We start from the raw sequence: 25,336 nt of genomic DNA, 5'->3' as shown, positions 1-25,336 counted from the left end.
TCTTCAATTAAAGATAGCACTGCCCCAATTGATCGTCACTTTGAGAGAACCTTTTCAGATTATTCCCTGTAAGTGATGATTTTTTAGGCCAGAAAAATGGAGGCGAAGAATAGCATGATTTGCTTGATTTCGACAAGTGAATGAAAAGTTACCGGCGCAGAGAAATTGAGTCAGCGTAGTGTGGCTGACATGACGGAAACTTGATGGATGAATTTTCGATGATTGAATCAATACCTGGCAAACGTTTGCTTATTTATCAACAGCTTGATTTTATGGTGTAATTTTTGTTCAAAATAATGTCGAAAATCATTGAATTATTCAGAGGAGTAATTAGAATTCGCGCCAAAGTTTTATCGCACTGTATATGTTTAGTGATTTGGTCTAAACGTTTCTACTACTGAGCCTATCTCAGTTGCTATAGTCCATCCCGTATCGCTTTTCCCTGACTAAGGGAGCGCCATATTCAGCGTGATAATTCCACCGAATTTTAATTTACTGAATAAGGTTTCACTGTGAGTCTCGATACGACTATCAAGAGCAAGGCATCGCCATCATTTCTTGAATCAACCTTCAAAATCACCGAAAGAAAATCCACCATTGGCACAGAGCTATACGCCGGTTTTATTACCTTCTTAGCGATGAGCTATATCTTAGCGGTCAACCCTGCGATTCTAGGTGACATTCCGGGAATGGACCGAGGCTCTATCTTTACCGCGACCGCACTGGCTGCCGCGATTGCAACGCTGATTATGGGTGTTTTTGGAAACTACCCAGTGATGCTAGCGCCAGGCATGAGCATGAATGGCTTCTTTAAAGGGATGTTGTTCAGTGGCTCGGTGGCGCTGGTTTGGCATGAAGCCTTGTTTGGTATTTTCTTGTCGGGTGTCCTTTACTTGATTCTTTCGTTGACCAACATGCGTAAAACCATGATTGAGTCGATACCTGAAGATTTGAAGCTGGCCATCACGGTTTCGCTTGGCCTATTCATCGCTTTCCTTGGCTTAAAGAATGCGGGCATTATTGTCTCAAACCCATTTGTTCTTGTTGGCATGGGCGACATTACTAGCCCTCAGGTCATCATTGCGTATATCAGTATTTTTATCGCATTAGGCTGTATGGTTCGTGATATCAAACTCGCCACGTTTATTTCGTTCATCTCTGCGATTGTCCTGACAGTGTTAGCTGATGTGTTCTTAGGCACTTCTCACGCGCCAATTCCAGACCAGTTCGTTGCCATGCCACCAAGTATGGAAGGCAGCTTTGGTGCGATCTTTAACTTCTCGGGCTTCACGGCTGAGAAGATGTTCGATCTACTGTTCATCGTCATTATTTTCCTGATTGTCGATTTCTTTGATGGCCTCAGCACCATTGTGGGTGTTGGTCGCGATGCGGGCATCATTGATAAAGATGGTAAGGTGCCAAACGCACGCTCTGCTCTGGTTGCCGATGCTGGTGGTACGGTGATTGGTTCTGTATTAGGTACCACTTCAATTACGGCGTTTTCTGAGTCAGGTATTGCTTCCTCTCAAGGAGCTAAGACAGGGTTGGCTGCGGTAATGGTGGCAGGACTGTTTCTAGTCTCATTATTCCTATACCCACTGTTCTCTATTTTCTCTGCTGCTATGGTAGCGCCTGCGATGGTGGTGGTTGGTATCTACATGATCGGCCGTTTAGGTCAAATCAACTGGGATAAGAAAGAGTCACGCATTGCGGCTTTCTTTACCATTATGTTCACGGTACTGAGCTTCTCTCCGGCAAACGGCATGGCGATGGGCTTTATTAGCTACGCATTTACTATGGTGGTTGCAGGTAAGGGTAAAGAAGTACATCCGGTCATTTATGGATTGTGTGTTCTGTTTATGACGTATTTGGTTCTGCTTTAATCCTATCTTGCCATAAAGTCGAAAATGAAAAGCCAGAGCGTTATGCTCTGGCTTTTTTGATCTGATATTGAAAGGCTTTAGTTATTCAATGTTCTGGATCTGCTCACGCATTTGCTCGATAAGCACTTTAAGCTCCACACCTGATGCAGTGATGTCGGTGCTGATTGACTTAGAAGCCAGTGTGTTCGATTCACGGTTAAACTCTTGCATCATAAAGTCGAGTTTACGGCCGCAAGCGCCACCTTTCTTCATGACGGCATTCGCTTCTTTCACGTGAGAGTCTAGACGGTCTAGCTCTTCTGCGACGTCTGATTTCTGAGCAAGCAAGATAAGTTCTTGTTCAACGCGTGAGCCATCGAGTTCGATGTTGGCTTCTTCAAATTTCTTCAATAGACGCTCACGTTGCCATTCTAGTATCTCAGGCATACGGGCGCGAACCTTAACCACTTCATCAGTAATGGCAGACAAGCGTTGGTCAATCAGTGCTTTCATGTTTGCACCTTCGCTTGCACGAGCTTCGATGAACTCTTTGATTGCTTCATCAAAACCCGCCAGCAAATCTTTATTGATGCTGTTCATGTCTTGCTCGGGCGTTTCCATCACACCTGGCCAGTTCATGACCTGGAACGGGTTCAAGCGGCTTTCTTCACCGGTCAGTGACATCACTTGATTCGCCGCATTGATGACCTGTTTCGCGAGATCTTCATTGATGGCAAGATCGCCTTTCGCCGCTGGGTTGGCTTCAAAGCGCAGGTTACATTCTACTTTGCCGCGCGCTAAACGTTTACGAAAGCGCTCACGAAGTACAGGCTCTAGGCCACGAAACTGCTCAGGCATGCGGAAATACGTTTCTAGGTAGCGTTGATTTACGCTGCGAATTTCCCAAACGGCTGTGCCCCAATCGCCTTTCACTTCTTTGCGTGCATAGGCTGTCATACTATAAATCATCGAATTTTCCTGTCTCAATATCTGCTGAAAATTTGCTGCGTAATAGTAGCACAAAAGGAAAGGCACGCTATCTGCTACTCGCCTCGAAGCGACATTTCCTATATAATCTTGCCCCAATTCAATCCGTCTCATCCATAAAAGGTAGATGCCCTATGCGTCCAAATGATCGCGCTGCAGACCAAGTTCGTCCTATTAAAATTACTCGTAACTACACCGCTTACGCAGAAGGTTCTGTTTTGGTTGAGTTTGGTAATACGAAAGTTCTTTGTAACGCAACGATCGAAGAGAATGTACCTCGCTGGTTGAAAGGGCAAGGTAAAGGTTGGGTAACGGCTGAATATGGCATGCTACCGCGTGCGACTCACACGCGTACTCGTCGTGAAGCGGCCAGTGGCAAGCAAGGCGGTCGTACGATGGAAATCCAGCGTCTGATTGCTCGTAGTCTACGTGCGGTTGTTGATTTGAAAGCGATGGGTGAAATCATGATCACGGTTGATTGTGATGTGATTCAAGCCGATGGTGGCACTCGTACTGCGTCTATCTCTGGTGCAAGCGTGGCTATGGCTGATGCGTTTCAATCGTTAATTGATAGCGGTAAGCTGAAAAAGAACCCGATGAAAGGGCATGTTTCCGCGGTTTCTGTGGGTATTCTTGGTAAAGACATTTTATGTGACCTTGAATATGTCGAAGATTCAAAAGCCGATACCGATATGAACGTAGTGATGACGGAAGAAGGCAAGATGATTGAAGTTCAAGGCACTGCTGAAGGCGAACCGTTCAGTCATGAAGAGTTAATGGCTCTGCTGGAGTCTGCGAGCAAAGGCATTAGCGAGATTGTCGCCGCGCAGAAAGCTGCGTTAGCGAAATAGTTTATTAAGTAGCTTCTATTATACAGAGGCTATTTTTTTGCCTTCTTTTCATTGGGCTAGCGATAGCGCCAGTTTGAAACAAAGAAGGCAGTAAGGCATACATTGTAAAACAGTAATTTGAAAAATGAGAGAGAGACATGAAAGCATATCAACGTGAATTTATTGAGTTTGCCCTAGAGAAAGAAGTTTTAAAATTTGGTGAATTTACTTTAAAGTCAGGCCGAAAAAGCCCTTACTTCTTTAATGCTGGATTGTTCAACACAGGTCGTGACTTAGCGCGCCTTGGTCGTTTTTACGCAGCCGCACTGGCTGATTCAGGCATTGACTATGACGTTCTGTTTGGCCCTGCATACAAAGGGATTCCAATTGCGACGACAACGGCTGTTGCTCTAGCGGATCACCACGACACAGATGTACCTTACTGCTTTAACCGTAAAGAAGCGAAAAACCACGGTGAAGGTGGCAACCTAGTGGGTAGTGCGCTTGAAGGGCGTATCATGTTGGTTGATGATGTGATCACAGCGGGAACTGCAATTCGTGAGTCAATGGAAATCATTCAAGCGAACGGCGCTGATTTAGCGGGTGTTCTGGTTGCGATTGATCGCCAAGAAAAAGGTAAAGGTGAGTTGTCTGCGATTCAAGAAGTAGAGCGCGACTTCGGTTGTGCCATTATCTCAATCGTTAGCCTAACGGATTTGGTGACCTTCTTGGAAGAAAAAGGCACAGACGCTGCCAATTTAGAAGCGGTTAAAGCGTACCGCGCGCAGTACGGAATCTAAATTCTGCCTATCAGTGTATGCAGGATTTGAACTTACAGTACAAACGAAAAAGCTGAGATGATTCTCAGCTTTTTTATTGGATTCAATTTATTGAGAGGATTTCAAAGGAAGGCTATTTGTAGCGTATTCCACGCTCAACACTTTCATCTTCCATTGTTTTATAGCGTTTATGCAGCCACATCCATTGCTCAGGCGCACGCAAGATAATCTCTTCTACATACTTGTTCATGTAAGCCGCAGCAGCTTTCTCATCTTTTTGAGGGTAATCTTCTTCAATAGATTTATTAGCGAGTATGTCATATTGACCATTGGAGTTTCTAAACCCTGAACCTACGACGATCGCACATTTACTGGTATAAGCAAAAATACTGGTGCCTGTAGTGGTACACGCATCTTCAATAGCAAAGAAAGGAACAAAGGCGGATTTGTTACGCCCGTAGTCGTGATCAGGAAGGTAGAATAAACGTTCACCGTTACGAAGGACACGTATCATCTTTTTGACATTCTTACGGTCAATTGCTCCATTACCGTTTTGGGTTCTTCCACGATATTGAATGAAATTATAGGCAGCATTGTTATGTGGTCGGTAAGCGCCATATCCCGGAAGGCCAAGTACAGCAAACGAACGACAAGTGATCTCAAGGTTCAGTGCATGAACACAACAAAGTAATACACCTTGATTGTTTTGATCGTGCTGCCTTAGAACGTCGGTGTCTTTATCAACAAGTAGTTTTTTAAAACGCCAAGTTGGCCAAAACCATGCGATACCCGTTTCAATAAGTGCCAAACCGGTATTTTTAAAGTTTTCTCTGACGAGTGATTGAACGTCTTCCGAAGGTTTATCTGGAAAAGCGAGTTCCAAATTACGAGTAGCGACATGCACTCGTTTCTTACCAAAGCGCATTCCCAGTAGTCCTAGCTTCTGACCAAAGCTGAGCAATAATCGATAAGGTAAAATGTTAACAACCAGTGCTAATAGACCAAACCCAAGCCATATTCCCCAATATTTAGGGTGAAGCAGCGAGGGTGAAAAGGTTGGCTTGTCGTATGTTCTGTTCTTCATAATAGTGACTTAGTACAAGAGATTATTGGATTTGTGCGCTTAGCAGCGCCCAGTACTCTTCAAAGTTAGCGGTTGGCTGATATTTAAAGTCTGAACGCACAAAGCGATTGAGACTGCCTTCCACTTGGCCAAGTAATTGTGCCGCTAGGACAGACTCATCGACAGGGAAGGACTTGCCTTCACGCAATTTACGCTCGCGTAAGATCTGACGTAAAGATAATTCTATACGCTCAAATAGTTGGTTGATTCTATCGCGCAAGCGTTCGTTTTCAAACATCAGGGCGTGGCCAGACAAAATACGAGTTAACCCAGGGTTTCGTTCAGAGAACGCCAAGATGAGCTGAATAACCAGTCGAATACGGTTAAGTGTGTCTTTCTCTTCATCCAAGATACGGTTAATACGAGACATGAGAGATTCTTCTATGAATTCTATCAAGCCTTCAAACATACGGGCTTTGCTAGGGAAATGACGATAAAGAGCCGCTTCGGACACCCCAACCTGCTTGGCGAGTTTGGCCGTCGTGATTCGAGATGCTCCATCTGTTGATTCCAGCATTTGTGCGAGTGCTTGCAATATTTCTTCACGACGATTGGATTTTCTTGTGCCGGCCATGACCCTTCCTTTTGATTACAACTTGAGAATTTTAACCTAACGTTATTGCACTGTTGGTGGAGTGTTAGTGTAACCAACAGTGCATTGAGTTCGTAGTTTTTCGAGAAAAATGATTGGGGTAATAGTAAAAATAGTGACGTTAGAGGCTTTTCTCAATAATCGTCATAATCGAATCAGCAAGCTGTGACTTAGACGCAAGGGGAAGTGAATGCTCACCCTGTTTATCAAAGACGGTAATTGCATTGTCGTTACTATTGAATCCTTGCCCTTCGACGGAAACATCGTTCGCGCAGATCATATCTAGATTTTTTTTCAGCAGCTTCCCACGAGCGTATTTTTCGACATCTTGTGTTTCAGCAGCAAAGCCAACTGTAAATGGTCGGTTTTCACTCAGCGCTGCAACTGAGGCAACGATATCTGGGTTTTTTACCATGACGATGTTCATTGAATCGCTGTTGGCTGTTTTTTTGATTTTTTGATCGGCAATGCGTTCAGGGCGGTAATCGGCAACGGCAGCGCAGCTAATAAAGACATCATGGCTTGGCGCTTGCTCCATGACTTGGTTGTGCATTTGCAGAGCACTCTCAACTTGTATCGTTGAAGCTGATTGTGGAGGTGCGATATTGACGGGCCCACTGACAAGAGTAACTGTCGCTCCTAGCTTTAAAGCGGCTTCCGCTAATGCATAACCCATTTTTCCTGAACTATGATTGGAGATGTAACGAACAGGGTCGATAGCTTCACGCGTTGGCCCAGCGGTGATCAGAACCGATTTGCCGGTTAGGATTTTATGTTGAGGAGTGAAAATCTCTCCTTGAAAAAAATGTTCACAGTGACCAACAATCTGCATTGGTTCAAGCATACGCCCTAGCCCAACATCGCCACAGGCTTGTTCGCCTGAGCCTGGGCCCCAAATAATGATACCGCGTCTTTTCAGTGTTGCTAAGTTCTCTTGCGTTGCGACGTTTTGATACATCTGCTGATTCATCGCCGGTGATAGAGCGACAGGTGAATCAGTAGCGAGTACTAACGTACTGAGAAGATCGTTGCCCATACCAGCGCTAATGCGAGCGATGAGATCCGCTGTGGCTGGAGCTAGTAATACAAGGTCTGCCCATTTTGCTAGCTCGATATGCCCCATTGAAGCTTCCGCAGCTGGATCAAATAAACTTTCAGAGACAGGGTTTCCAGATACCGCTTGCATGGTGAGAGGAGTAATGAACTCTTTGGCTGCGTTTGTCATCACGACGCGAACTTCGGCACCTCGCTCGATGAGTCGACGTGTCAGTTCTGCGCATTTATAAGCGGCAATGCCACCACTTATACCCAATAGAATCTTTTTACCTGCTAGCGTTTGCATGTTGTTTTCCCCTGAAAATTCTGTGGCTAAGATAACATGGAGCTGACATGAAATCATAGAGTCTCATTATGTGTGTTTGACAAAGCGATACTCAGTACTAGACATCGTATTTACATTCTTTCTTTCGTTGGCTCTCAACCGCTGTGATTCGAGGGGATAATTAATAATGTGCCTTTTATTGTATCGACAATAGTTTGTTCATTATTAAATAACGTTGATTATCGAAATGAGTATTAAAGCCTTACCCGCAGAATCCATGCCACGAGAGAAATTGCTCGCCAATGGGCCGAACTCCTTAACTGATGCTGAGCTTCTGGCTATTTTCTTGCGCACAGGTACCAAAGGAATGAATGTGCTCGAGCTATCGGATGTATTACTGAAAGAGACAGGCTCTTTACGTGGCTTGTTTTCAGCCAGCAAGGATCAATTTTGCAGTTATAAAGGCTTAGGGGAGGCGAAATATGTGCAGTTGCAAGCCGTGACGGAGATGACGCAACGTTATTTAGCGGAAACATTAAAGAGAGGCGATTCACTTTCTAGCCCACAGCAAACCAAAATGTACCTTTCTATTATATTGAGGGATCGACAACGTGAAGCGTTCCATGTTCTTTTTTTAGATAACCAAAATCGAGTAATAAAGGACGAAATCCTTTTTGAGGGAACCATTGATGCGGCATCTGTTTATCCAAGAGAAGTCGTGAAACGCGCACTTGAACACAATGCTGCTGCATTAATCTTGGCTCACAATCATCCGTCAGGTGTTGCTGAACCAAGTCAATCTGATCGAAGAATCACGAGAAAATTGGTGGATGCGCTTTCGTTAGTCGACATCCGAATTCTCGACCATTTTGTAGTTGGAGACGGTGAAGTGGTTTCTTTTGCAGAACGTGGATGGATTTGAATCACATTTTGGCTTGTTAGTTGATAGAATTCTGCTATCATTCCCGCCACATTTTTAGAACCTTAAATCAGCCTCGATTACTCAATAAGCTGCAATGTTCAAAAAAAGATCACGAAATCCTGTAAAAAGGATCTGTTCGGGTCTTGAGCAATGCATGTCAAGTTAGTATAATGCGCGACCTTTGATAGCCTTGAATGGATTTTCCATTTTGGTTTTTACCTCTAATTTCATCTTTGATGGAGAGGTTCGGCCACCAAGGTTGATATCGAGCTGAAACGATTTGGAGAGACATTCATGTCCCGAGTATGTCAAGTAACTGGTAAGCGTCCAGTAGCGGGTAACAACCGTTCACACGCACGCAATGCTACCAAGCGTCGTTTTCTGCCGAACCTACAAACTCACCGTTTTTGGGTAGAGAGCGAAAAACGTTTTGTTAAACTACGTCTAACTGCTAAAGGCATGCGTATTATCGATAAGAAAGGCATTGATGCTGTACTTGTTGATGTCCGTGCACGTGGCGAAAACGTTTAAGAGGAATTGAACAATGGCTAAAGGCATTCGTGAGAAAATCCGTCTAGTATCATCTGCTGGAACAGGTCACTTCTACACAACTGACAAGAACAAGCGTAACATGCCAGGCAAATTTGAGATCAAGAAGTTTGATCCAGTAGTTCGCCAACACGTTATGTACAAAGAAGCTAAAATCAAGTAATTGATATTATCTCTTTGAAGCTTCTTGTTTAGAGAAGATTGCATAAAACCCAGCTTTCGAGCTGGGTTTTTTAGTTTTACGCAAAAAGTTTACTGAACGGCATCACTCGCAGTCACTATTACAATCCCTTATACTGAAATGATAGTGATTAGGTTTGTAGGGTAATAAGATGCGCGTATCACCAGCTCGCCGGAAGCGTTGGAATAATTTGCTGATGTTGGCCATCGTGGCGTTCATTGGTGTTCTCTATCTTCCGACCATGATCAAAACGTATCTTATTGAGCCTCCTCAGAGTCCTTATCCTTATTTACTGAATCCAAGTAAAGAGCTTCAATCACTTCATTTTAATCGTTGGTCATTAGAAAAGAATCAAGGTCGATGGCGAATTAACAAGCCGAGTAATATTTCGCCAGAAGAATTAGCGGATCGTTGGTCTAAGCTGATAGGCACTGAAGTCGATGATGATACAAGACAAACGCTAGCTCCAAGTTTGCAAAACCCGCAGAGTATAGAGGCATGGTATGTTGATCAGGAAGAGCCTCAGAGGATCACTTTTTATCAAACGCCACAGTTTTGGTTACTCAATAACTGGCAAGGTAAATGGATAGCCCTTTCCGTCGAACCCGGATATTTGCTGCCTAATCAGTAGCTGCCTCACCAAAAAATTTACATTTTCAAGGATTTTGATTCATGCCAGAGTTGCCTGAAGTTGAAGTGAGCCGAATGGGGATTAGCCCTCATTTGGTTGGACAAACGATTCAATCTTTCACATTTCGTACTCCAAAACTACGTTGGGATATACCTCAAGAGTTAAAACAGATGGAAGGTGAGGTAATTCGTTCTATCTCCAGACGAGCTAAGTATTTAATCATTGAAACGGATGTTGGCAGCGCGATAGTACATTTGGGTATGTCAGGATCGCTGAGAGTCCTCGATGCCGATTTTGAACCTTCTAAGCACGATCACGTTGATCTTAAGCTCACCAATGGCAAAGTCTTACGATATAACGATCCGAGAAGATTTGGTTGTTGGCTATGGGTGAACAAAGACGAATCGCACAAGGTGTTGGAAAATATCGGTCCAGAGCCATTAACGGATGAATTCAATGTTGACACTATGTTTGAGAGGGCTAAGGGAAAGCGTGTAACAGTTAAGCAATTCATTATGGATAATAAGAATGTTGTTGGTGTTGGAAATATCTACGCTTGCGAGTCTTTGTTTTCTGCGAAGATTCATCCAACAAGGCTAGTTGGGAAAGTCCTCAAAAGGGAGTGGGGTGTATTAGTTCCAGAAATTAAACAAGTACTCGCAAAAGCAATAGAGCAGGGCGGCACAACTCTAAAAGACTTTGCTCAAGCTGATGGAAAACCGGGTTACTTCGCGCAAGAACTTCAGGCATATGGTAGAGCGGGAAAGAAATGCCCAATGTGTCAATCATTGATCGAAGAGCTAAAAATTGGGCAAAGAAATACGTTTTTCTGTTCAGCCTGCCAGAAGTAGTTGTTTTTGGGTTAGCCTTTCCACCATTTAGTCGGTTTGTAATCGGATCCCAAGCTGAATAAATGAGAAAAGTTCATAGCAAGGTTAAGAGTCATATTCTTAATCTTGTTGATAATTTTCATTACTGCGACGAAGTAGTTTTTCTTACCGGATCGTTTCCGGTTGCCGATGATAGAAGGTTTATTTTCTCCCCAAAGGCCAGATTGGCAAACGCCAAAGATGGGCTGTTTATGAATCCAAGCATTACGTAAGAACACATCGACAGGGTAATCAAAAGTTTGGCTGTGTCCCATGAAGGCTTTCGCGCATTTAGGTGAAATTGCGTAGGCGGTCATGCATTGCGGTATCTTTAAGTACTTAACTAGGCGTTGTTCACCATAAGTACGGACTTGATAGAACATATCGTGGTTATCTGCATTTTCAATTCGAATATAGCCGCACTTGTCGATATGCTCTTTAGCGATGTCCAATGTGTTTTGAAACATCTCAGGGTTAATATCAAAATCATCCTCAAAAATGATGATTGATTCGTTAAGCTCTACACACTTCTCCCACATAAGGTAGTGGCTGGCATAGCACCCAAATTCTCCAATGGCTGCTGGGCGCCCCATGTTATATAGAAATTCTTTATCTCTGTTGCGGTTTAGCAAAGGGTGAGTATCCACTCGTGCATCAACACCGATAAAGAATTCAACCTCGAGCTGTGCTTTCGTGAGAACTTTTTTTGTGGTGGCTTGGCGGTCTTCGCAGCCATTTAGGGTTATGCAGTATGACTTCATAAAAAATCCAGTGTTAAATATAGGTAGATTAATTACATGAAATATTGCTTTGTTACAAATCGAAAGTGAGAGTTTGCAAGCTAAGCGACAACTTTGTTTCAAAGAGTTTTTAGGGAGTGCAGAGTGTGTTTTTTGTCATAGATGTCAGAAGCAAAGTCAGGGCTCTCGTTTTCTTATACTGTATGAATAAGATTGCGTGAAACATATGCTGACTCAAGATATAATCTGTTCTTTTTTCGCCCCGTATTGTAGTAGGAGAGGCCTTAAATGGTGCAACCCATTGAGCATGTGTTTGTCATTCATGTAAGTGAAGGATATGAAGATAGAAGGAATCATATCGACAAGCATTTACCAGAGTCAGGTCTGGATAGTTTTGAGTATGTGCTTGATGGTGATATTAAAGACTTAACAAGGGATGTTTTAGATAGCTTATTCCTAGGTAGTCCTCAAACCCCAGCAGAGAAATCATGTTTCTATAAGCACTATTTAACTTACAAAGCTATTGTGGAAAGAGAGATTCCTTTTGCTCTGGTGTTAGAAGATGATGCCTATTTGACAAAAAACTTTTCAAGTAAATTAGAAAAAGTTATTGATGAGCTGAAGGATAAGTCTAACTATCTTATTAATATAGAAAGTGCTTATTTGAGCGTCCCATTTAAATTTCGTAAGTGTGATCAGTACATTTATTTAGCCAACTACACCAAAATGACGGGTGGTTATATTATTGACTATAAAGCGGCTAAGAAATTGTATGACTATCTTAACTCTTATCCTATTCATCTTCCTATAGATGTTTATCAAAGTGAAATGAGAGATGTTATCGAATTCAATATCTATTGGTCGCAACCAGATCTAGTTCAGCAAGGCAGCAAAAATGGTACTTTTGCTAGTGCAATTAATGCTGAAGGCACAGGGGTAGTTGATAAATTTCGCTATATGATTAAGAACTACCATAAAAAGTATATTTGGAGTCATGTCAACAAACGTGTTTTAAGAGTATTTGAAAATGTTAAATTACATAAGTAGTAGTAAAAGTAACAACAAATTTATTCAGTTGCTGTTCAGTCTTCCTGTGCTTTGGATGACGACTGGAATGTTATGGGACGGTGATGGGGATATGCGTCTCGTTCCCATTGTTTTAGTTTTAGCTTTGGTCTCAATATTACTTTTTCGCTTCGAGATCATAAGAGACAATTTCAAAAATAGCTTTTGGATTAAGCTTTTGCTTGTCAGTGGACTGTTTGGTGCCATAGCATATAAAATATATGGCTTTGATTCACGAGAGTTAAGAGCTACTTTAGCGATACTCGTTTTACTTTTGGTGACACCAAGAGACTTTTACACTAAAAAGGTTATGCAGTGGATATTATTGGCTGCAGCGTCTTCTTGTGCTTTATATGGGTATTACTATCAGCTTCATGTTAGTTTGGGACGTGGAGCTTGGCCAATCAACGCTATTCCATTTGCAACCATTTGTGGCTTAGTTGGTATTGCTTCTCTGGGACTTATTGTAACTAATTTCAAAGAGAAAAGAATAGTGTTCTTACTGATTTCACTTACTTGCTCTGTGGTTGGTTTACTACTGAGTCTATCACGTGGACCTTTTATCGCAATGATAGTGGTGTTTTTCCTGCTTCTATTGTATGCCTCATTTAAAAGAAGTAAAAAATTGAGTGTGTGTGTACTAGTGTTTTTAAGTACAGTGATTTTTGGGATATCTCAGTTCTCAGTAGTTCAAGAAAGAATCGAGCATACTATTAAAGATTATCGGTTGATCCAAAAGGGAGTGTACGGATCTTCTATCGGGATTCGATTGAAAATGGTCAACATAGGCGCTAATCTTTGGCAAAAGAAACTCATCTTGGGTTACGGTAAAGATATCAAGCAAGAGTTTGACCGATTAGAATCAGAAAAAAGAATATCCCCGAGCTTTAATAGGCTAATTTCAATGACTTTCCATAATGGCTTTATTGATAAATTTGTTATGTATGGAGTTATAGGTGGAGCTATTTTTCTTACTTTTTTACTTTATCCCATTATATTGTCTAGGCGATATTCAATAGAAAATGGCTCAGCTCTTTTGTGGCCTCCTGCACTATTTATAGCAATTTGTAATGTGTCAGATGCGCCATTTATTAATGCTCAAGCGGCAATTTATTATATGTACTTGATTGGTTTTGTTAGCTTTATGCTGATGAATCAAAAAGAGGAAGCATGAAGCTATTTTATTACCTAAAGCATACGGCTTTGGAGTTGCTACCAAGAACTCTGTTTCGAAGGCATTATAGTGTTTTAAATGGTGCTTATCAGGAGCGAGAAAGTTACATCAAAGGGCGTGTTAAGTATTATTTAAAAGTTAAAGGCTCATTTTATCTTTCAAACAACAGTGTTGAAATCGATAACTATAAGAGAAAAGGTTACACTTCCTACTACTTTGATCTAAGAGAGTTTCTTCATTATTTCCCAAAGCACTTTCGATTTAACTACTATTTCGGTGATGAAACGCACATAGAGTCAGTGCCAACGTTGTTCAAAGCTCGCCCAGTAGAAGGTGATAATGGAAACTCCGTCCTTTTCAAGCTCGATAAAAGACGCCACTTTCGTTTTGTAAACGATAAACTCAAGTATTCAGATAAAAAGGATATGGCCGTCTTTCGAGGAGCAGTCACTCAGCCTCACCGCATTCGTTTTATGCAGAAAATGTTCGAACACCCGTTAATGGATGCAGGGCAATCTAATTCTAGTAATGACCCCCCAGAGTGGCAAAAGCCGTTTATGTCGGTTGACGAACAACTTCAATATAAGTTTCTAATATGTTTAGAAGGTAACGATGTTGCGTCAAATTTAAAATGGGCGATGTCTTCTAACTCTGTCGTTATTACGCCTAAAATGAAGTACGAAACTTGGTTTATGGAAGGCACATTAAAAGCGGGTGTTCACTATATTGAAGTGAAAGATGACTGGTCAGATTTTGACGAAAAAATGCAATATTACCTAGCTCATCCAGAAGAAGCTGAGAAGATCATTAACAACGCACATGACTATGTCGCGCCATTTAAAGATGAAAAATTAGAGCAACTTATTTGCATTAGAACACTAGAGCGTTACTTCGAATTATCCGGTCAATATGTTAATGAACACCAGAATGATAATAGCTAGAACCGTTAGAACCAAAACAGTTAGAACCAGAACTATAAGAAATAGAAGACTATGAAAATACTGGTAATTGGCCCGTCGTGGGTGGGGGACATGGTGATGTCCCAAGGCTTATACATTGAACTAAAAAAACAATATCCTGATGCCCTTATTGACGTCTTGGCTCCGGCCTGGTGTAAGCCAATCCTTGAGCGAATGGCAGAGGTGAATCAAGCTTTAGAGATGCCATTAGGGCATGGGCAGTTTTATCTGAAAACTCGATATTCGCTAGGCAAGTCTCTGAAAAATGAACAATATGATATGGCCTACACACTACCAAATTCAGCGAAATCAGCGCTCATTCCTTGGTTTGCTCAGATACCTAAGCGAGTAGGCTGGAAAGGTGAAATGCGCTATGGGCTTCTCAACGACATCCGCACCAACAAGAAATCGTTCCAATATATGCTAGAAAGATATGTAGCATTAGCGCATACCAAAGAAAAAATGACGGGCAGTGGTTGTTTGGGTGAGCTATCAGGCTTGCCGTTTCCAAAGCTAGAAGTCATAGAGCAAACACAATTGGCAGCGATGGAAGAATTCGGTTTAAATTTGGATCGCCCCGTTCTTGGTTTGTGCCCTGGCGCTGAATTCGGCCCTGCCAAACGTTGGCCCGATAATCACTTTGCTGCAGTTGCCTCTAGGATGATTGAACTTGGCTATCAAGTGTGGCTATTTGGTTCGGCCAAAGATCGAGAAGTTACAACCAAAATTATTGATCAAGTGCAATCTGATGGGCAGCAGTATTGTTTTAATCTCGCTGGCAGCACAAGTCTGATTCAGGCCGTTGATCTGATTGGCGCCTGTCGTACCGTTGTCAGTAATGACTCTGGTTTGATGCATGTTGCCGCAGCGGTTGGTTGTAATGTTGTCGCTGTTTATGGGTCTAGTTCTCCGAAATATACACCACCGCTAACCGATAAGTTGTCGATTCTGAATACTGACATTGATTGTCGCCCTTGCTTTGAACGAGTTTGCCCTAAACAGCATCTAAAGTGCTTAACGGAGCTTATGCCTGAGAAAGTCATTACTGCGATTCAGCAGTTCGACATCATTAAACAAGAGCACATTTAAAAGGCGTGAAGAATGACAACGATGGTTCGCTGGTGTTACACCATACTGCTCAGTCTCATTAGCCCCATTTTACTGTGGGGTTTGTATCGTCCAAAAACCAACAAACCACCCTTTGGTAGACGCTGGAAAGAGCATTTCGGTTTCACACCAAAAATTGACGACAGAAAATCAGGTGTTATCTGGATTCATGCCGTATCAGTAGGTGAAGTCCTAGCAAGCAAGAAGTTAGTGGAAAAACTAGCAGCGAAAAACCCAGACAAACGAATACTGGTGACAACAACAACCAGTACTGGCGCTGCGCAGGTTGAAAAGATGGATAATGGCATCATACACCGCTATATGCCGATTGATTTTAGCTGGTGTGTTCGAGGTTTTATCAATGCTATCCAACCAGAAAAAATGCTCATTATTGAAACGGAGTTATGGCCGAATACGATTCATACAGTTGCTAATAATCACATCCCAATTACGTTAATCAATGGTCGCCTTTCGGAAAAATCTGTCGGCAACTATCGTAAATTAAATACTTTGATTTATCCTGCTGTCTCCCAGTTACATTTAATACTCACGGTTCATGCTGACGATAAATCTCGATTTGAATCTCTTGGGGTGTCAAGTGAAAAGATTATTGTCACAGGCTCTATCAAGTATGACGTTACGCTCGATCAAGATATCGAAGTCCAAGGGAATGCATTAAAAAACGCCTTAGGAACCAGCAGAAAAATAGTAGTAGCAGCTAGCACTCATCAAGGAGAGGATGAACAAATACTCGAGGCTTATCAACAAGCTAAAATGGAGGCGCCAGAGCTATTACTTGTGATTGTACCTCGTCATCCAGAACGGTTTGATAGAGTGGCGGATCTGGTCTTAAGCCAAGGTTTATCTTTAGCTCGCCGCAGTGATTCGGTAGAGAATATTGATCGTCATGTCGATGTCTATTTGGGCGATACGATGGGTGAACTCATGGTTATGTTATCGGCAAGCGATCTTGTTTTCATGGGGGGAAGCCTAATCGGAAAAAAAGTTGGTGGGCATAATTTCATAGAGCCAGCGCTGCTTAAAAAATACTGTTTAACAGGCCCCAGTTATTTTAATTTTCCTGATCTTGCTAATCAGCTTATAGAGTCGAATGCGCTTTCAGTAGTATTGGATGCGAACGATCTTGCTATGCAGATAGTCAGCGCCTTAGTTAAACCGGATCAGTTAACTGAAAAAGGGCAGTGGGGCTATGATATAGTTAAGCGAAATCAAGGCGCTTTACATAAAACACTCGAGTTAGTAAGTACTTCACCAAATATTGAGACACCATCATGATCAAAACTTTTGTTATTCATGTCAGTAAAGGCTATGAAGAGCGCAGACAGCATATCGATAAACACCTGCCTGAGCGTGGCATTACGGATTATGAGTACATGTTGCGTGGCGATATTGATAATTTGAGTGATGAAATTCGTAATGAGTTTTTTAATGATTCACTAAGGTTGCCTGAAAAATCATGTTTCTATAAGCACTACTTGGTGATGAAGAAGGTCGTTGAAGAACAGATACCTCATGTTTTAGTGCTTGAAGATGATGCAATCTTAGCAAAAAACTTCTTGGATGAGTTACTCGAAGCTTTAGATGAAGTGAGTGAAGAGTCTAACTATTTTGTCAATATTGAAGATGCAGCCACATCCGTACCATTCAGCTTAAGAGTTCCAGAGCAGCAACTTTACCGTAGTAAAACAAATAAGCTGTGTGGAGGCTATGTCTACGATTTATCTTTCGCGACGAGAATGGTGACTTATATTGAGACGAACACAATTGATGCGCCTATCGATGGGTTGATTGGGAATGTTCGTTCTGAGCTGGGTTACAATATTTTTTGGTGCCAGCCTCCTCTTGTTTCTCAAGGAAGTAAGAATGGTATGTTTGCCAGCGAATTGAATGGCGCAAAATCTGGGCTCTACATACGATTAAGAAGTGCGATTAAAGACTTTTATAGACGTGATATTCGAAGTCATCTCAGTAAAAAACACAAAGCGCTCTTTCAGAACACTAACAAGTACTAAGATTATGACATCAAACTTAGCTCGGACACACTTAACCTTCGTAGTTTATGGAAACGATAAAACATATTATCAAGGTGCAAGATTTTGCATTTTATCCTTTTTAGCTAATTGGAGTGGAAAGAGTGGTGTACGCCCTGAAGTTTCTGTTTTAGCTGAAGAACCTGGACATTTTGTCAATATGCCAATCAAGGTGTTTTCGATATCTCCCGCTCAAAAAGCAGAGTGGAGCCTCAATAATACTTATCATTTTAGAATTAAAAATCGGGGCTTAAAGTATCTTTGTGAGTGTTTAAATATTGGGGCAGAAGATAAGCTGCTGTTTCTCGATACAGACACATACTTTACCCAAGCCACCAATGTGTACTTCGACTCAATCTCCAATAAGCATGCACTGTTGTTTTGCTCAGAAGCGAACATTAATGCCCTTCCAGAGAATAATGAATATGCCGCAATAAGAGATAGGGATATTAAACTTGCTGATGGCAGTGTTTATCGTACAAACTCAGACTCGGTCATGTGGGCATCTGCAGTGATTGGAATGACTGGAGCTCGCATATCAGCTTTCGATCGTGCCGATATATTGATTCAAGGCTTACGCAAGGAAGGGTGTTTCGCTCATACTCTAGAGCAATTTGCGTTATCTGAAGCTCTTTCTAGGCAAGTTTCGATTACGCCAGCAAAAGAGTGGGTGAACCACTACTCAACAAGTGGAAGAAAAGACTGGGCCAGAATCGTTTTAGAGCGATTTTTTGAAGAGCATGGGAATAAGCCTTTTGAAGAGCAAGTACGCCTAGCAAAACGAGTCAGCTTTAAGCGCCCCCTAGCTGAGGTGGTTCGCGGCCATATATACAAAAAGAAGAAGAAACTGCGCAAGCTGTTTGGCTTGAAAGAAGAGTAAGGTTTTAACGACTTAAGGGTGCATTTTGGTACCCTTTTTCTATCTCTTGAAAACAGAAGTCTGCAGCATTAATTTCGCCTAACCGAACCTCTTTTGCAAATGAGCGCTCCAATCGATCTAGGTTGTCCTGCTTCCATTCGTTTCCATCTTGCTGTCGACATTTATCAAAATCGATAATCCAAACCTTGTTATTATTAATTAGTATGTTGTGTATATTTAGGTCCGTGTGATTTACACCAATCTCATGCATTTTACGAATTTCTTTACCTATAGTTAGGAGCTGCACTTTCGATAGTTTTTGAGTATTGAGTATCGAGACTAAATCTTTAGCATTGTCTAGTTTCTCAACTAAGATGTCTGCCTTATAAAAACTACCGCACCTTTCTACCTTCGCAGCAATGGGGGTAGGGACATTGACATGATTTTCTGTCAGTGTTTTTAGAAGCAACAGTTCTTGATAAGCACGGGTATTTTCTAATCCAGCAAACCAGTAGCTATCTTTGACTAACTTACCAAATAGTCCTCCACGGTGGTAATGCCTCAGTGCAAATTCGCCGGTGTTTCCTTTTACAAACCAGGTTGTCCCACGACCTTGAGCGCTACCGATGATGGCATTTTTATCTCTCCAGTACTCAACACTAAATACGAGTTCAACATCTTCAGTGAGTAAAGTCGAGTTATACCAATAAGTCGTATTTTTGATTTGCTTGGATGTAAACATGAATCACTGTCTCGAAATGGATGGTTTGTGGCATACTAAGCAAAATAGTATATCAAACACGTACTGAATTAATGAGTTATTCATATCGCTATCAAAAGATATTAGTTATTGCTACTCACTGTATTGGTGATAGTTTATTGATTTCTGTATTTACTCGAAGCCTTCGAGAAGCATTTCCTCAAGCTCAGATTGATGTTTTAGTCAATGCGAGAGGAGAGATGGTATTTGGTACGAACCCAGACGTCGATAACTTAGTTGTAATGCCTGGACGCCCATCGCTCAATGATTACTACCGACTATTAAAAGAGAATGGTCGTTATGATTTGGTCGTTAATGAAATGCTTAATGATCGCACCGCTATTTATGGTTTGGTTTTTGGTAAAAAAAGAATTGGTGCTATTGAAAATTCGCACAGTACAGCATGGCTTAAAAAATGCGTTTATTCTCAACATATCGAAGAACAAAATCGATTTGAGCATAAGATGAGCCGTGCTGCCCGTATATTGAGTCTGATAGGTGTGGACGCTGTACCTCATTTGGTGTCCCCTGAAGAACCTTTACCGATCGATCTAGAGAAAAGCTTGCCGAAGGACTATTTAGTGGTTCATGCACCTTCTTCAAACAGTTTGAAGCAATGGCCGATTTTATATTGGGTTGAGTTAATACAGCACCTACTTCAAGAGGGGTACCACGTAGTGCTTACTGGTGCTGCCCTAGAACGAGACCAAACCATTGTTAGCGATATAATAAAAGGGATACCTAAATCGGAACGTTTGCATAGCATGCTGGCAGAGTTGTCTTTGGCACAAACGTCCAAGTTGATAAAGGGGAGTTGTGGGTTTATTGGGCCAGATAGTGGTCCTGGACATTTAGCATCGGGGTACAATATTCCGATAGTTTCAATTATCAGTGTAGCCCCTGCAAGTATGTGGTCTCCTTGGCCTTATGAACAACCAATAGATATACACAGCAATTTGTATTACAACGCAGTCAAATCACAGCGAGTTAAGAATGTGAAACTTATTCAATCAGAGCGAAACTGTGTTCCTTGTTATAAAAACAAGTGCGCTATTAGTAATGATTTACACTCCCCCTGTCTCGTTGATATTCAACCTAAACTTGTTTTGGAAGCAGTAAAAGAGATGATGCCCCTAAGTGTTGAACATGACTGCTAGTAGAATTGAGCCAGGCTCTATTTGCATTCTTCGCCTCTCTGCTATTGGCGATGTGTGCCATGCCCTTTCTGTTGTACAGCAGATTCAATCAACTTATCCTGAATGCCAAATTACTTGGGTAATGGGAAAGATTGAAGCGCAACTACTAGGAGATTTACCGGGGATAAAAGTTATAACCTTTGACAAAAAGCTTGGTTTCAAAGGTATGCAAAAAGTATGGCGCGAATTAAAACATCAGAAATTCGACTACTTATTGCACATGCAAGTTGCCCTGCGAGCGAGCTTATTAACTGTTGGGATTAAAGCTAAGGTTAAGCTTGGATTTCAATGGTCTCGCGCTAAAGAGGGGCAGTGGCTATTTACTAATAGAAAACTACCAAATTCATCTACCCTACATGTGTTAGATAACTTTTCTCAATTTGCTCGTTTCTTAGGCTGCTCTCAACAAAAACCTACTTGGTCAATCCCGCTTACTGAGCAAGATGTTGCTTTAGCTCGTGAGCTTGTTAAAACCCCTTATATTGTGATCAGTCCAGCCGCCAGTAAAGATGAAAGAAACTGGTTAGTTGAACGCTATGCGGCCGTTGCTGATCGCGCATATCAACTAGGTGTGAAGGTCGTTCTTTGCGGAGCTCCTACTGAGCGAGAGAAAAAACTGGCTGAAAATATTGAAATGGCTATGAAGTTTCCGCCAGTAAATTTAGTTGGTCAAACATCCCTTAAACAGTTAACTGCAGTTCTAAAACTAGCGAAAGCTGTGATAGCACCTGATTCAGGGCCCGCTCATATTGCAACCACTCAAGGCACACCAGTTATAGGTTTGTATGCTCATAGTAACCCTAAAAGAACAGGGCCTTATAATAGCTTAGAAACAACTGTCTCGGTATATGAAGAGATTGCAGCAGAGCAGCATAAGAAACCCGTGGAAGAACTTAAATGGGGAGCGCGTGCTAAGGGGCATGATTTGATGCAAAGAATAGAGTGCAAAGCAGTCATTGCACAACTTGAACGAGTGTTGAGTAAGCTTACTTCGTAGCTAACTGAATATTTAATTATTGCTTTTGAAATAATGAAGGACACTTATGCGTATTGCTGTTTACCCAGGCACATTCGATCCAGTAACTAACGGGCACTATGATCTGATTAAGCGTGCTGCCAGCATGTTTGACCACCTTGTGATAGGTGTGGCGGCAAGCCCAAGTAAAAATACACTATTTAGCTTAGATGAGCGGGTCAATTTATTACGAGAAACGGTAAAAGGACTCTCCAATGTCTCTGTTGATGGGTTCAGTGGTTTACTCGTTGATTTTGCGACAGTACAAAACGCTACAATTCTTGTGCGCGGGTTAAGGACTACTATGGATTTTGAATACGAGTTTGGTTTGACCACTATGTACCGTAGATTGAAGCCAGAACTCGAGAGCCTTTTCCTAACACCCTCTGAAGAGTTTGCTTTTTTATCTTCAACACTGGTTCGAGAGGTTGCAATTCATGGGGGGGAGATACAGCAGTTCGTTCCCGACTGTGTGCATAAAGCTGTTATCAACAAAGTTAATTCACATAAAGCCTAATCAAATATGAATATTTTAATGTTTACTCATGCCACTCTTCCTGTAAGAAATTATGGTGGTACTGAGCGTGTTATTTGGGACTTAGTTTATGCTCTGCATTTAGGGGGGCATAAAATGACGTTGCTCGCAGGGAAGGGAACGCAATGTGAGTGGGCGAGAGTTATTGAGTATCAGCCAAATGTGCCAGTTGAAGCCCAGATACCTCAAGATATTGATGTCGTCCACTTTCACTCAAAGTTTGAAGAAATCTCAGCGCCTTATATGATCACACAGCATGGAAACTCCAACGGGCCAATCAACCCTAATACTGTGTTTGTGTCATCACAGCATGCGAAGAATCATGGTGCAGAAGCTTTTGTTTATAATGGTCTTAACTGGGACAACTATTTAAAGCCTAATTTTACGTCAGTACGAGAGCGATTTCACTTCTTAGGAAAAGCGGCTTGGAGAGTGAAGAATGTTCAAGGGGCGATAGACATCACTAGAAAAGCTAGGCAGAAGTTAGATGTTTTAGGTGGACATCGATTAAATCTGAAAATGGGCTTTAGATTGACACTAGATAGGCATGTGAGTTTCTTAGGTATGGTTGATGATAGAGTTAAATCGAAGATTATGACTCAATCAAAAGGGTTAGTGTTTCCAGTCACTTGGCATGAACCTTTTGGTCTAGCAATCACGGAAAGTCTCTACTTTGGTTGTCCTGTATTTGCAACACCTTACGGTTCTCTTCCTGAACTAGTAAATGAGGATGTCGGTTTATTATCGGTGAATGAATCTGAGTTAGTCAGTGCAGTCTCAAACGCAAAGGTATTTAGCAATAAGCGATGTCATGAATACGCACAAGACGTGTTCAATGCTGATGCTATGGCTAAAGCTTATGTTGCTAAATATCAATCTGTCGCTAATGGTGAGCAGCTCAACTTAAATTTGGGAAGCATCATTAAAGATTTCAAGAGATTGCCTTACCATAACTAAATTAGTACATAGCCACTTAGTATTTTAGTGGCTTTACATTTTTTGGCATAGACTAATAACCAATATATGGGTCTACACCATTACGGCGAGTTTTTAGCAGTTTTAGAATCCACATATATTGTTCAGGTTTAGGCCTTACAAAACCTTCAACGACTTCATTCATTACTCTTGCATCTAGGTATTCATCACCTGAAAGGTCGTCGATAGGGGCCTTGATCTCAATTTCATATTTACCCGTATCAATATTGTAACTCGCAAAGGTAGGCACTATCTTTGCTCGGCTCACTTTAGCGAGCTTCCCCAAACCTGGGAGGGTTGCTTTTTCAGTTCCAAAGAAGTCTACAAATACGCTCTGTTCTGGTCCGTGATCTTGATCTGGCAGGTAGTAACCTAAATACCCGTCTTTCACTGACTTGATAAATGGTTTGATACCACCACTTCGATCATAAACACGACCACCATATTGAACTCGTTGCTTGTGCATTAGCCAGTCTGTTAGAGGGTTTTTTTGGCTGTTAGCCATTGCTGATACTGGTAGCCCTGTGGAAGCGAGTAAGATGGCTGGAATATCAATGCACCATGAGTGTGGCACGAGTAAAATGGCATTTTGGTTATCTTCTTGTAGCTTTTGAAGGTGTTCAAGCCCTACTATGGATGAGTTGCGCTTTAGCCACTTTTTGCTTCTCAAACTAATAGCTGGAAAGCCAATAAGAAATGCACCAGCAGTCGTTAAGCATTTTTCTAAAATAACCTCTCTCTCATACTCATTTTTTTTCGGGAAGCAGAGGGCTAAGTTTATTCTCGCTTTTTGAATGGAGCCTTTTCTTTTTGCACACATTTTTTTTGCTGCGAAGCGAGCTAAAGATACACGGATAGAATTTGGGAGTAATGTAAAAGGTAAACCAACAAGTAAACCCAACCAAGTTCCCCAGTGCATTGGAGTAAGAAACTCTCTCTTAAATGTCGGGTTGTATGCTTTGGGATCGTAGTCGTTACGTTCTTGAGTCACAGAAAAACCTTTAAAGGGCGTAAAATAGAAAAAGTCAAGGGATATAAGATAAACCCTTGGCTTAATGACCGCAAATTAAGTTTACTTTTGGGAGAGTTATTTGTTGATGGAAGCCATATACTCAGCCACACCTTCAGCAACAGTTTTAAACTGGTGATTGCAGCCGGCTGCCCGTAGTTTGGTTAAATCAGCTTGAGTAAACTCTTGGTATGTACCCTTTAAATGCTCTGGGAACGGAATGGTCTCTACTTCACCTTTACCATGGTAGTCAATTACGGCTTTAGCGACCGCTTCAAAAGACTCGGCATTACCAGTACCTAAGTTAAAGATGCCAGACTGACCATTTTGCAAAAACTCTAGATTGACTGCTGCAACATCACCAACGTAAATAAAATCTCGCTTAAACGTTTCACTTCCTGAAAACAACTTAGGGTTTTCTCCCGCATTCATCTGATTGTTTAGATGAAATGCTACTGATGCCATTGAGCCTTTATGTTGCTCACGAGGCCCATAAACGTTGAAATATCTAAAGCCGGTTACTTGCGATAGTTTTTCACCATGTTCTTCGGCATCTATCCATAGTCGACGTAGATAGTTATCAAACTGTTGTTTCGAATAGCCGTAGACGTTAAGTGCACCTTCGTATTGTTTTTCTTCAATGAAGGTGCTTGTCTCACCGTAAGTCGCAGCTGAAGAAGCGTAAAGAAACGGGATTTCGCGTTCTAAACAGTAGTGCAGAAGCTCTTTAGAATACTCATAATTATTGAGCATCATATATTTACCATCCCACTCCGTGGTGGCAGAGCAGGCACCTTGGTGAAAAATTGCTTCTATTGGACCGAAATTCTCACCTGACATGATTTGAACTAGGAAATCATCACGATCCATGTAGTCAGTGATGTCAAGGTCGGCTAGATTTTGAAACTTTCTACCATTCTTAAGGTTATCGACAATTAGTATGTCATTAATACCTTGTTCGTTAAGTGATTTGACAATGTTGCTGCCAATCATGCCAGCGCCGCCAGTTACTATGATCATAGTTTACCGATAATTTGATACTTTGAGTTAGTATATCAACGAGTAAGATTAGGCGCTAGCAGAGAGTGTGATAGCGTGCTAAGTTCGAGTGCCAACGGACTATCGCCTAGCGGTTGGATTTGAGCTACAATGCACTTTTTCTTGTTTTAGAAAATAGCATTTAACTATCTGATAGATGTTCGTAGAGAACTATAAAATTCATAGTTTTATTTGCTTTTAGGAGTC

At 41.7% G+C, this 25,336-nt stretch carries 27 protein-coding genes and 1 riboswitch; of the genes, 19 read left to right on the top strand and 8 right to left on the bottom strand.

What is annotated here, in order from left to right; genetic code table 11:
• Positions 1-338 precede the first annotated feature (338 nt).
• A riboswitch (purine riboswitch) is annotated at positions 339-438 on the top strand.
• 74 nt (positions 439-512) lie between these two features.
• Positions 513-1,883: an NCS2 family permease gene (locus BCU12_RS00635; RefSeq protein ID WP_102402478.1), complete on the top strand. Its 1,371-nt coding sequence runs from the start codon at positions 513-515 to the stop codon at positions 1,881-1,883.
• Positions 1,884-1,964: 81 nt separating this feature from the next.
• Here the strand turns inward: BCU12_RS00635 and BCU12_RS00630 are convergent, their stop codons facing one another.
• On the bottom strand, positions 1,965-2,831 hold the full coding sequence (locus tag BCU12_RS00630) for a YicC/YloC family endoribonuclease (RefSeq protein WP_102402477.1): 867 nt from the start codon (positions 2,829-2,831) through the stop codon (positions 1,965-1,967).
• Positions 2,832-2,983: 152 nt separating this feature from the next.
• Between BCU12_RS00630 and rph the strand changes: the two genes are divergently transcribed.
• Both rph and pyrE read left to right on the top strand, forming a co-directional pair.
• Entirely contained in the window at positions 2,984-3,700 is a 717-nt protein-coding gene (gene rph, locus BCU12_RS00625) for a ribonuclease PH (protein WP_102402476.1), read from the top strand.
• 137 nt (positions 3,701-3,837) lie between these two features.
• Positions 3,838-4,479: an orotate phosphoribosyltransferase gene (pyrE, locus tag BCU12_RS00620; protein ID WP_102402475.1), complete on the top strand. Its 642-nt coding sequence runs from the start codon at positions 3,838-3,840 to the stop codon at positions 4,477-4,479.
• Between the two features lie 112 nt (positions 4,480-4,591).
• Here pyrE and lpxL read toward each other — a convergent pair whose 3' ends face one another.
• The 3 genes from lpxL to coaBC all read right to left on the bottom strand — a co-directional run bounded on the left by lpxL (position 4,592) and on the right by coaBC (position 7,515).
• Positions 4,592-5,542, bottom strand: coding sequence for an LpxL/LpxP family Kdo(2)-lipid IV(A) lauroyl/palmitoleoyl acyltransferase (lpxL, locus tag BCU12_RS00615; protein WP_102402474.1), 951 nt, complete (start codon positions 5,540-5,542; stop codon positions 4,592-4,594).
• A 22-nt stretch (positions 5,543-5,564) separates the two neighbouring features.
• A complete protein-coding gene (slmA, locus tag BCU12_RS00610) occupies positions 5,565-6,155 on the bottom strand; it encodes a nucleoid occlusion factor SlmA (protein WP_102402473.1) in 591 nt (196 codons plus the stop codon).
• Between the two features lie 139 nt (positions 6,156-6,294).
• Positions 6,295-7,515 (bottom strand): bifunctional phosphopantothenoylcysteine decarboxylase/phosphopantothenate--cysteine ligase CoaBC, encoded by a 1,221-nt coding sequence (gene coaBC, locus BCU12_RS00605; RefSeq protein ID WP_102402512.1) that lies wholly within the window; start codon positions 7,513-7,515, stop codon positions 6,295-6,297.
• A 226-nt stretch (positions 7,516-7,741) separates the two neighbouring features.
• On the opposite strand from coaBC, the gene radC reads away from it, so the two are divergent.
• The 5 genes from radC (at position 7,742) to mutM (ending at position 10,628) form a co-directional block, all read left to right on the top strand.
• Positions 7,742-8,416, top strand: a complete 675-nt coding sequence (gene radC, locus BCU12_RS00600) for a DNA repair protein RadC (RefSeq protein ID WP_102402472.1) — start codon at positions 7,742-7,744, stop codon at positions 8,414-8,416.
• A 294-nt stretch (positions 8,417-8,710) separates the two neighbouring features.
• Positions 8,711-8,947, top strand: a complete 237-nt coding sequence (rpmB, locus tag BCU12_RS00595; protein WP_017036316.1) for a 50S ribosomal protein L28 — start codon at positions 8,711-8,713, stop codon at positions 8,945-8,947.
• Positions 8,948-8,960: 13 nt separating this feature from the next.
• Entirely contained in the window at positions 8,961-9,128 is a 168-nt protein-coding gene (gene rpmG / locus BCU12_RS00590; RefSeq protein ID WP_002535344.1) for a 50S ribosomal protein L33, read from the top strand.
• A gap of 169 nt (positions 9,129-9,297) precedes the next feature.
• A complete protein-coding gene (locus BCU12_RS00585; protein ID WP_102402471.1) occupies positions 9,298-9,777 on the top strand; it encodes a hypothetical protein in 480 nt (159 codons plus the stop codon).
• 41 nt (positions 9,778-9,818) lie between these two features.
• Complete coding sequence (gene mutM, locus BCU12_RS00580; protein WP_102402470.1) at positions 9,819-10,628, top strand: bifunctional DNA-formamidopyrimidine glycosylase/DNA-(apurinic or apyrimidinic site) lyase; 810 nt, start codon at positions 9,819-9,821, stop codon at positions 10,626-10,628.
• Positions 10,629-10,639: 11 nt separating this feature from the next.
• Here mutM and BCU12_RS00575 read toward each other — a convergent pair whose 3' ends face one another.
• Positions 10,640-11,407 (bottom strand): glycosyltransferase family 25 protein, encoded by a 768-nt coding sequence (locus BCU12_RS00575; RefSeq protein WP_102402469.1) that lies wholly within the window; start codon positions 11,405-11,407, stop codon positions 10,640-10,642.
• A 267-nt stretch (positions 11,408-11,674) separates the two neighbouring features.
• Here BCU12_RS00575 and BCU12_RS00570 point away from each other — a divergent pair, with 267 nt between their 5' ends.
• Genes BCU12_RS00570 through BCU12_RS00540 form a run of 7 tightly spaced genes read left to right on the top strand, consistent with a single transcriptional unit; the run spans position 11,675 to position 18,622 of the window.
• Positions 11,675-12,433, top strand: a complete 759-nt coding sequence (locus tag BCU12_RS00570) for a glycosyltransferase family 25 protein (protein ID WP_102402468.1) — start codon at positions 11,675-11,677, stop codon at positions 12,431-12,433.
• Positions 12,414-13,625, top strand: a complete 1,212-nt coding sequence (locus tag BCU12_RS00565) for an O-antigen ligase family protein (RefSeq protein WP_102402467.1) — start codon at positions 12,414-12,416, stop codon at positions 13,623-13,625. The genes BCU12_RS00570 and BCU12_RS00565 overlap by 20 nt, the downstream gene beginning before the upstream one ends.
• Positions 13,622-14,566 carry a glycosyl transferase family 90 gene (locus tag BCU12_RS00560; protein ID WP_102402466.1) on the top strand — a complete coding sequence of 315 codons (945 nt, stop codon included), beginning with the start codon at positions 13,622-13,624 and terminating at the stop codon, positions 14,564-14,566. Before BCU12_RS00565 ends, BCU12_RS00560 begins: the two co-directional genes overlap by 4 nt.
• A gap of 51 nt (positions 14,567-14,617) precedes the next feature.
• A complete protein-coding gene (waaF, locus tag BCU12_RS00555) occupies positions 14,618-15,673 on the top strand; it encodes a lipopolysaccharide heptosyltransferase II (RefSeq protein ID WP_102402465.1) in 1,056 nt (351 codons plus the stop codon).
• A 12-nt stretch (positions 15,674-15,685) separates the two neighbouring features.
• The gene (waaA, locus tag BCU12_RS00550; RefSeq protein WP_102402464.1) at positions 15,686-16,987 is read left to right on the top strand and encodes a lipid IV(A) 3-deoxy-D-manno-octulosonic acid transferase; all 1,302 of its coding nucleotides are present in this window, start codon (positions 15,686-15,688) and stop codon (positions 16,985-16,987) included.
• Positions 16,984-17,724, top strand: a complete 741-nt coding sequence (locus tag BCU12_RS00545; protein WP_102402463.1) for a glycosyltransferase family 25 protein — start codon at positions 16,984-16,986, stop codon at positions 17,722-17,724. Before waaA ends, BCU12_RS00545 begins: the two co-directional genes overlap by 4 nt.
• A gap of 4 nt (positions 17,725-17,728) precedes the next feature.
• Positions 17,729-18,622 (top strand): hypothetical protein, encoded by an 894-nt coding sequence (locus tag BCU12_RS00540; RefSeq protein ID WP_102402462.1) that lies wholly within the window; start codon positions 17,729-17,731, stop codon positions 18,620-18,622.
• A gap of 4 nt (positions 18,623-18,626) precedes the next feature.
• Here BCU12_RS00540 and BCU12_RS00535 read toward each other — a convergent pair whose 3' ends face one another.
• Positions 18,627-19,343 (bottom strand): 3-deoxy-D-manno-octulosonic acid kinase, encoded by a 717-nt coding sequence (locus BCU12_RS00535; protein WP_102402461.1) that lies wholly within the window; start codon positions 19,341-19,343, stop codon positions 18,627-18,629.
• Positions 19,344-19,414: 71 nt separating this feature from the next.
• Here BCU12_RS00535 and BCU12_RS00530 point away from each other — a divergent pair, with 71 nt between their 5' ends.
• From BCU12_RS00530 to BCU12_RS00515, 4 genes are read left to right on the top strand one after another with little or no spacing between them, the layout of a single operon-like run.
• The gene (locus BCU12_RS00530) at positions 19,415-20,518 is read left to right on the top strand and encodes a glycosyltransferase family 9 protein (protein ID WP_102402511.1); all 1,104 of its coding nucleotides are present in this window, start codon (positions 19,415-19,417) and stop codon (positions 20,516-20,518) included.
• Positions 20,508-21,554: a glycosyltransferase family 9 protein gene (locus BCU12_RS00525; protein ID WP_102402460.1), complete on the top strand. Its 1,047-nt coding sequence runs from the start codon at positions 20,508-20,510 to the stop codon at positions 21,552-21,554. The genes BCU12_RS00530 and BCU12_RS00525 overlap by 11 nt, the downstream gene beginning before the upstream one ends.
• A gap of 46 nt (positions 21,555-21,600) precedes the next feature.
• Positions 21,601-22,089, top strand: a complete 489-nt coding sequence (gene coaD / locus BCU12_RS00520; protein WP_102402459.1) for a pantetheine-phosphate adenylyltransferase — start codon at positions 21,601-21,603, stop codon at positions 22,087-22,089.
• 18 nt (positions 22,090-22,107) lie between these two features.
• Positions 22,108-23,064 (top strand): glycosyltransferase, encoded by a 957-nt coding sequence (locus BCU12_RS00515; protein WP_198599207.1) that lies wholly within the window; start codon positions 22,108-22,110, stop codon positions 23,062-23,064.
• A gap of 52 nt (positions 23,065-23,116) precedes the next feature.
• Here the strand turns inward: BCU12_RS00515 and lpxM are convergent, their stop codons facing one another.
• The gene (gene lpxM, locus BCU12_RS00510; RefSeq protein WP_102402457.1) at positions 23,117-24,073 is read right to left on the bottom strand and encodes a lauroyl-Kdo(2)-lipid IV(A) myristoyltransferase; all 957 of its coding nucleotides are present in this window, start codon (positions 24,071-24,073) and stop codon (positions 23,117-23,119) included.
• 96 nt (positions 24,074-24,169) lie between these two features.
• Complete coding sequence (gene rfaD, locus BCU12_RS00505) at positions 24,170-25,111, bottom strand: ADP-glyceromanno-heptose 6-epimerase (protein WP_102402456.1); 942 nt, start codon at positions 25,109-25,111, stop codon at positions 24,170-24,172.
• Positions 25,112-25,336 lie beyond the last annotated feature (225 nt).

The organism is Vibrio sp. 10N.261.55.A7 (genome assembly GCF_002877365.1).
Taxonomy (GTDB): domain Bacteria; phylum Pseudomonadota; class Gammaproteobacteria; order Enterobacterales; family Vibrionaceae; genus Vibrio.
The sequence above is the reverse complement of the archived record's forward strand: the minus strand, read 5'-3'. Positions and strand labels throughout refer to the sequence as shown.

Excerpts from the sequence above, each read along its gene's own strand:
- waaF (WP_102402465.1), top strand. The coding sequence starts at position 14,618 with ATGAAAATACTGGTAATTGGCCCGTCGTGGGTGGGGGACATGGTGATG.
- BCU12_RS00535 (WP_102402461.1), bottom strand. The coding sequence starts at position 19,343 with ATGTTTACATCCAAGCAAATCAAAAATACGACTTATTGGTATAACTCG.
- BCU12_RS00630 (WP_102402477.1), bottom strand. The coding sequence starts at position 2,831 with ATGATTTATAGTATGACAGCCTATGCACGCAAAGAAGTGAAAGGCGAT.
- BCU12_RS00560 (WP_102402466.1), top strand. The coding sequence starts at position 13,622 with ATGAAGCTATTTTATTACCTAAAGCATACGGCTTTGGAGTTGCTACCA.
- BCU12_RS00525 (WP_102402460.1), top strand. The coding sequence starts at position 20,508 with ATGACTGCTAGTAGAATTGAGCCAGGCTCTATTTGCATTCTTCGCCTC.
- waaA (WP_102402464.1), top strand. The coding sequence starts at position 15,686 with ATGACAACGATGGTTCGCTGGTGTTACACCATACTGCTCAGTCTCATT.
- BCU12_RS00565 (WP_102402467.1), top strand. The coding sequence starts at position 12,414 with ATGTTAAATTACATAAGTAGTAGTAAAAGTAACAACAAATTTATTCAG.
- pyrE (WP_102402475.1), top strand. The coding sequence starts at position 3,838 with ATGAAAGCATATCAACGTGAATTTATTGAGTTTGCCCTAGAGAAAGAA.
- mutM (WP_102402470.1), top strand. The coding sequence starts at position 9,819 with ATGCCAGAGTTGCCTGAAGTTGAAGTGAGCCGAATGGGGATTAGCCCT.
- rpmG (WP_002535344.1), top strand. The coding sequence starts at position 8,961 with ATGGCTAAAGGCATTCGTGAGAAAATCCGTCTAGTATCATCTGCTGGA.
- BCU12_RS00540 (WP_102402462.1), top strand. The coding sequence starts at position 17,729 with ATGACATCAAACTTAGCTCGGACACACTTAACCTTCGTAGTTTATGGA.
- BCU12_RS00515 (WP_198599207.1), top strand. The coding sequence starts at position 22,108 with ATGTTTACTCATGCCACTCTTCCTGTAAGAAATTATGGTGGTACTGAG.
- lpxL (WP_102402474.1), bottom strand. The coding sequence starts at position 5,542 with ATGAAGAACAGAACATACGACAAGCCAACCTTTTCACCCTCGCTGCTT.
- radC (WP_102402472.1), top strand. The coding sequence starts at position 7,742 with ATGAGTATTAAAGCCTTACCCGCAGAATCCATGCCACGAGAGAAATTG.
- rph (WP_102402476.1), top strand. The coding sequence starts at position 2,984 with ATGCGTCCAAATGATCGCGCTGCAGACCAAGTTCGTCCTATTAAAATT.
- rfaD (WP_102402456.1), bottom strand. The coding sequence starts at position 25,111 with ATGATCATAGTAACTGGCGGCGCTGGCATGATTGGCAGCAACATTGTC.
- coaD (WP_102402459.1), top strand. The coding sequence starts at position 21,601 with ATGCGTATTGCTGTTTACCCAGGCACATTCGATCCAGTAACTAACGGG.
- BCU12_RS00545 (WP_102402463.1), top strand. The coding sequence starts at position 16,984 with ATGATCAAAACTTTTGTTATTCATGTCAGTAAAGGCTATGAAGAGCGC.
- coaBC (WP_102402512.1), bottom strand. The coding sequence starts at position 7,515 with ATGCAAACGCTAGCAGGTAAAAAGATTCTATTGGGTATAAGTGGTGGC.
- rpmB (WP_017036316.1), top strand. The coding sequence starts at position 8,711 with ATGTCCCGAGTATGTCAAGTAACTGGTAAGCGTCCAGTAGCGGGTAAC.
- BCU12_RS00530 (WP_102402511.1), top strand. The coding sequence starts at position 19,415 with ATGAGTTATTCATATCGCTATCAAAAGATATTAGTTATTGCTACTCAC.
- BCU12_RS00585 (WP_102402471.1), top strand. The coding sequence starts at position 9,298 with ATGCGCGTATCACCAGCTCGCCGGAAGCGTTGGAATAATTTGCTGATG.
- slmA (WP_102402473.1), bottom strand. The coding sequence starts at position 6,155 with ATGGCCGGCACAAGAAAATCCAATCGTCGTGAAGAAATATTGCAAGCA.
- BCU12_RS00575 (WP_102402469.1), bottom strand. The coding sequence starts at position 11,407 with ATGAAGTCATACTGCATAACCCTAAATGGCTGCGAAGACCGCCAAGCC.
- BCU12_RS00570 (WP_102402468.1), top strand. The coding sequence starts at position 11,675 with ATGGTGCAACCCATTGAGCATGTGTTTGTCATTCATGTAAGTGAAGGA.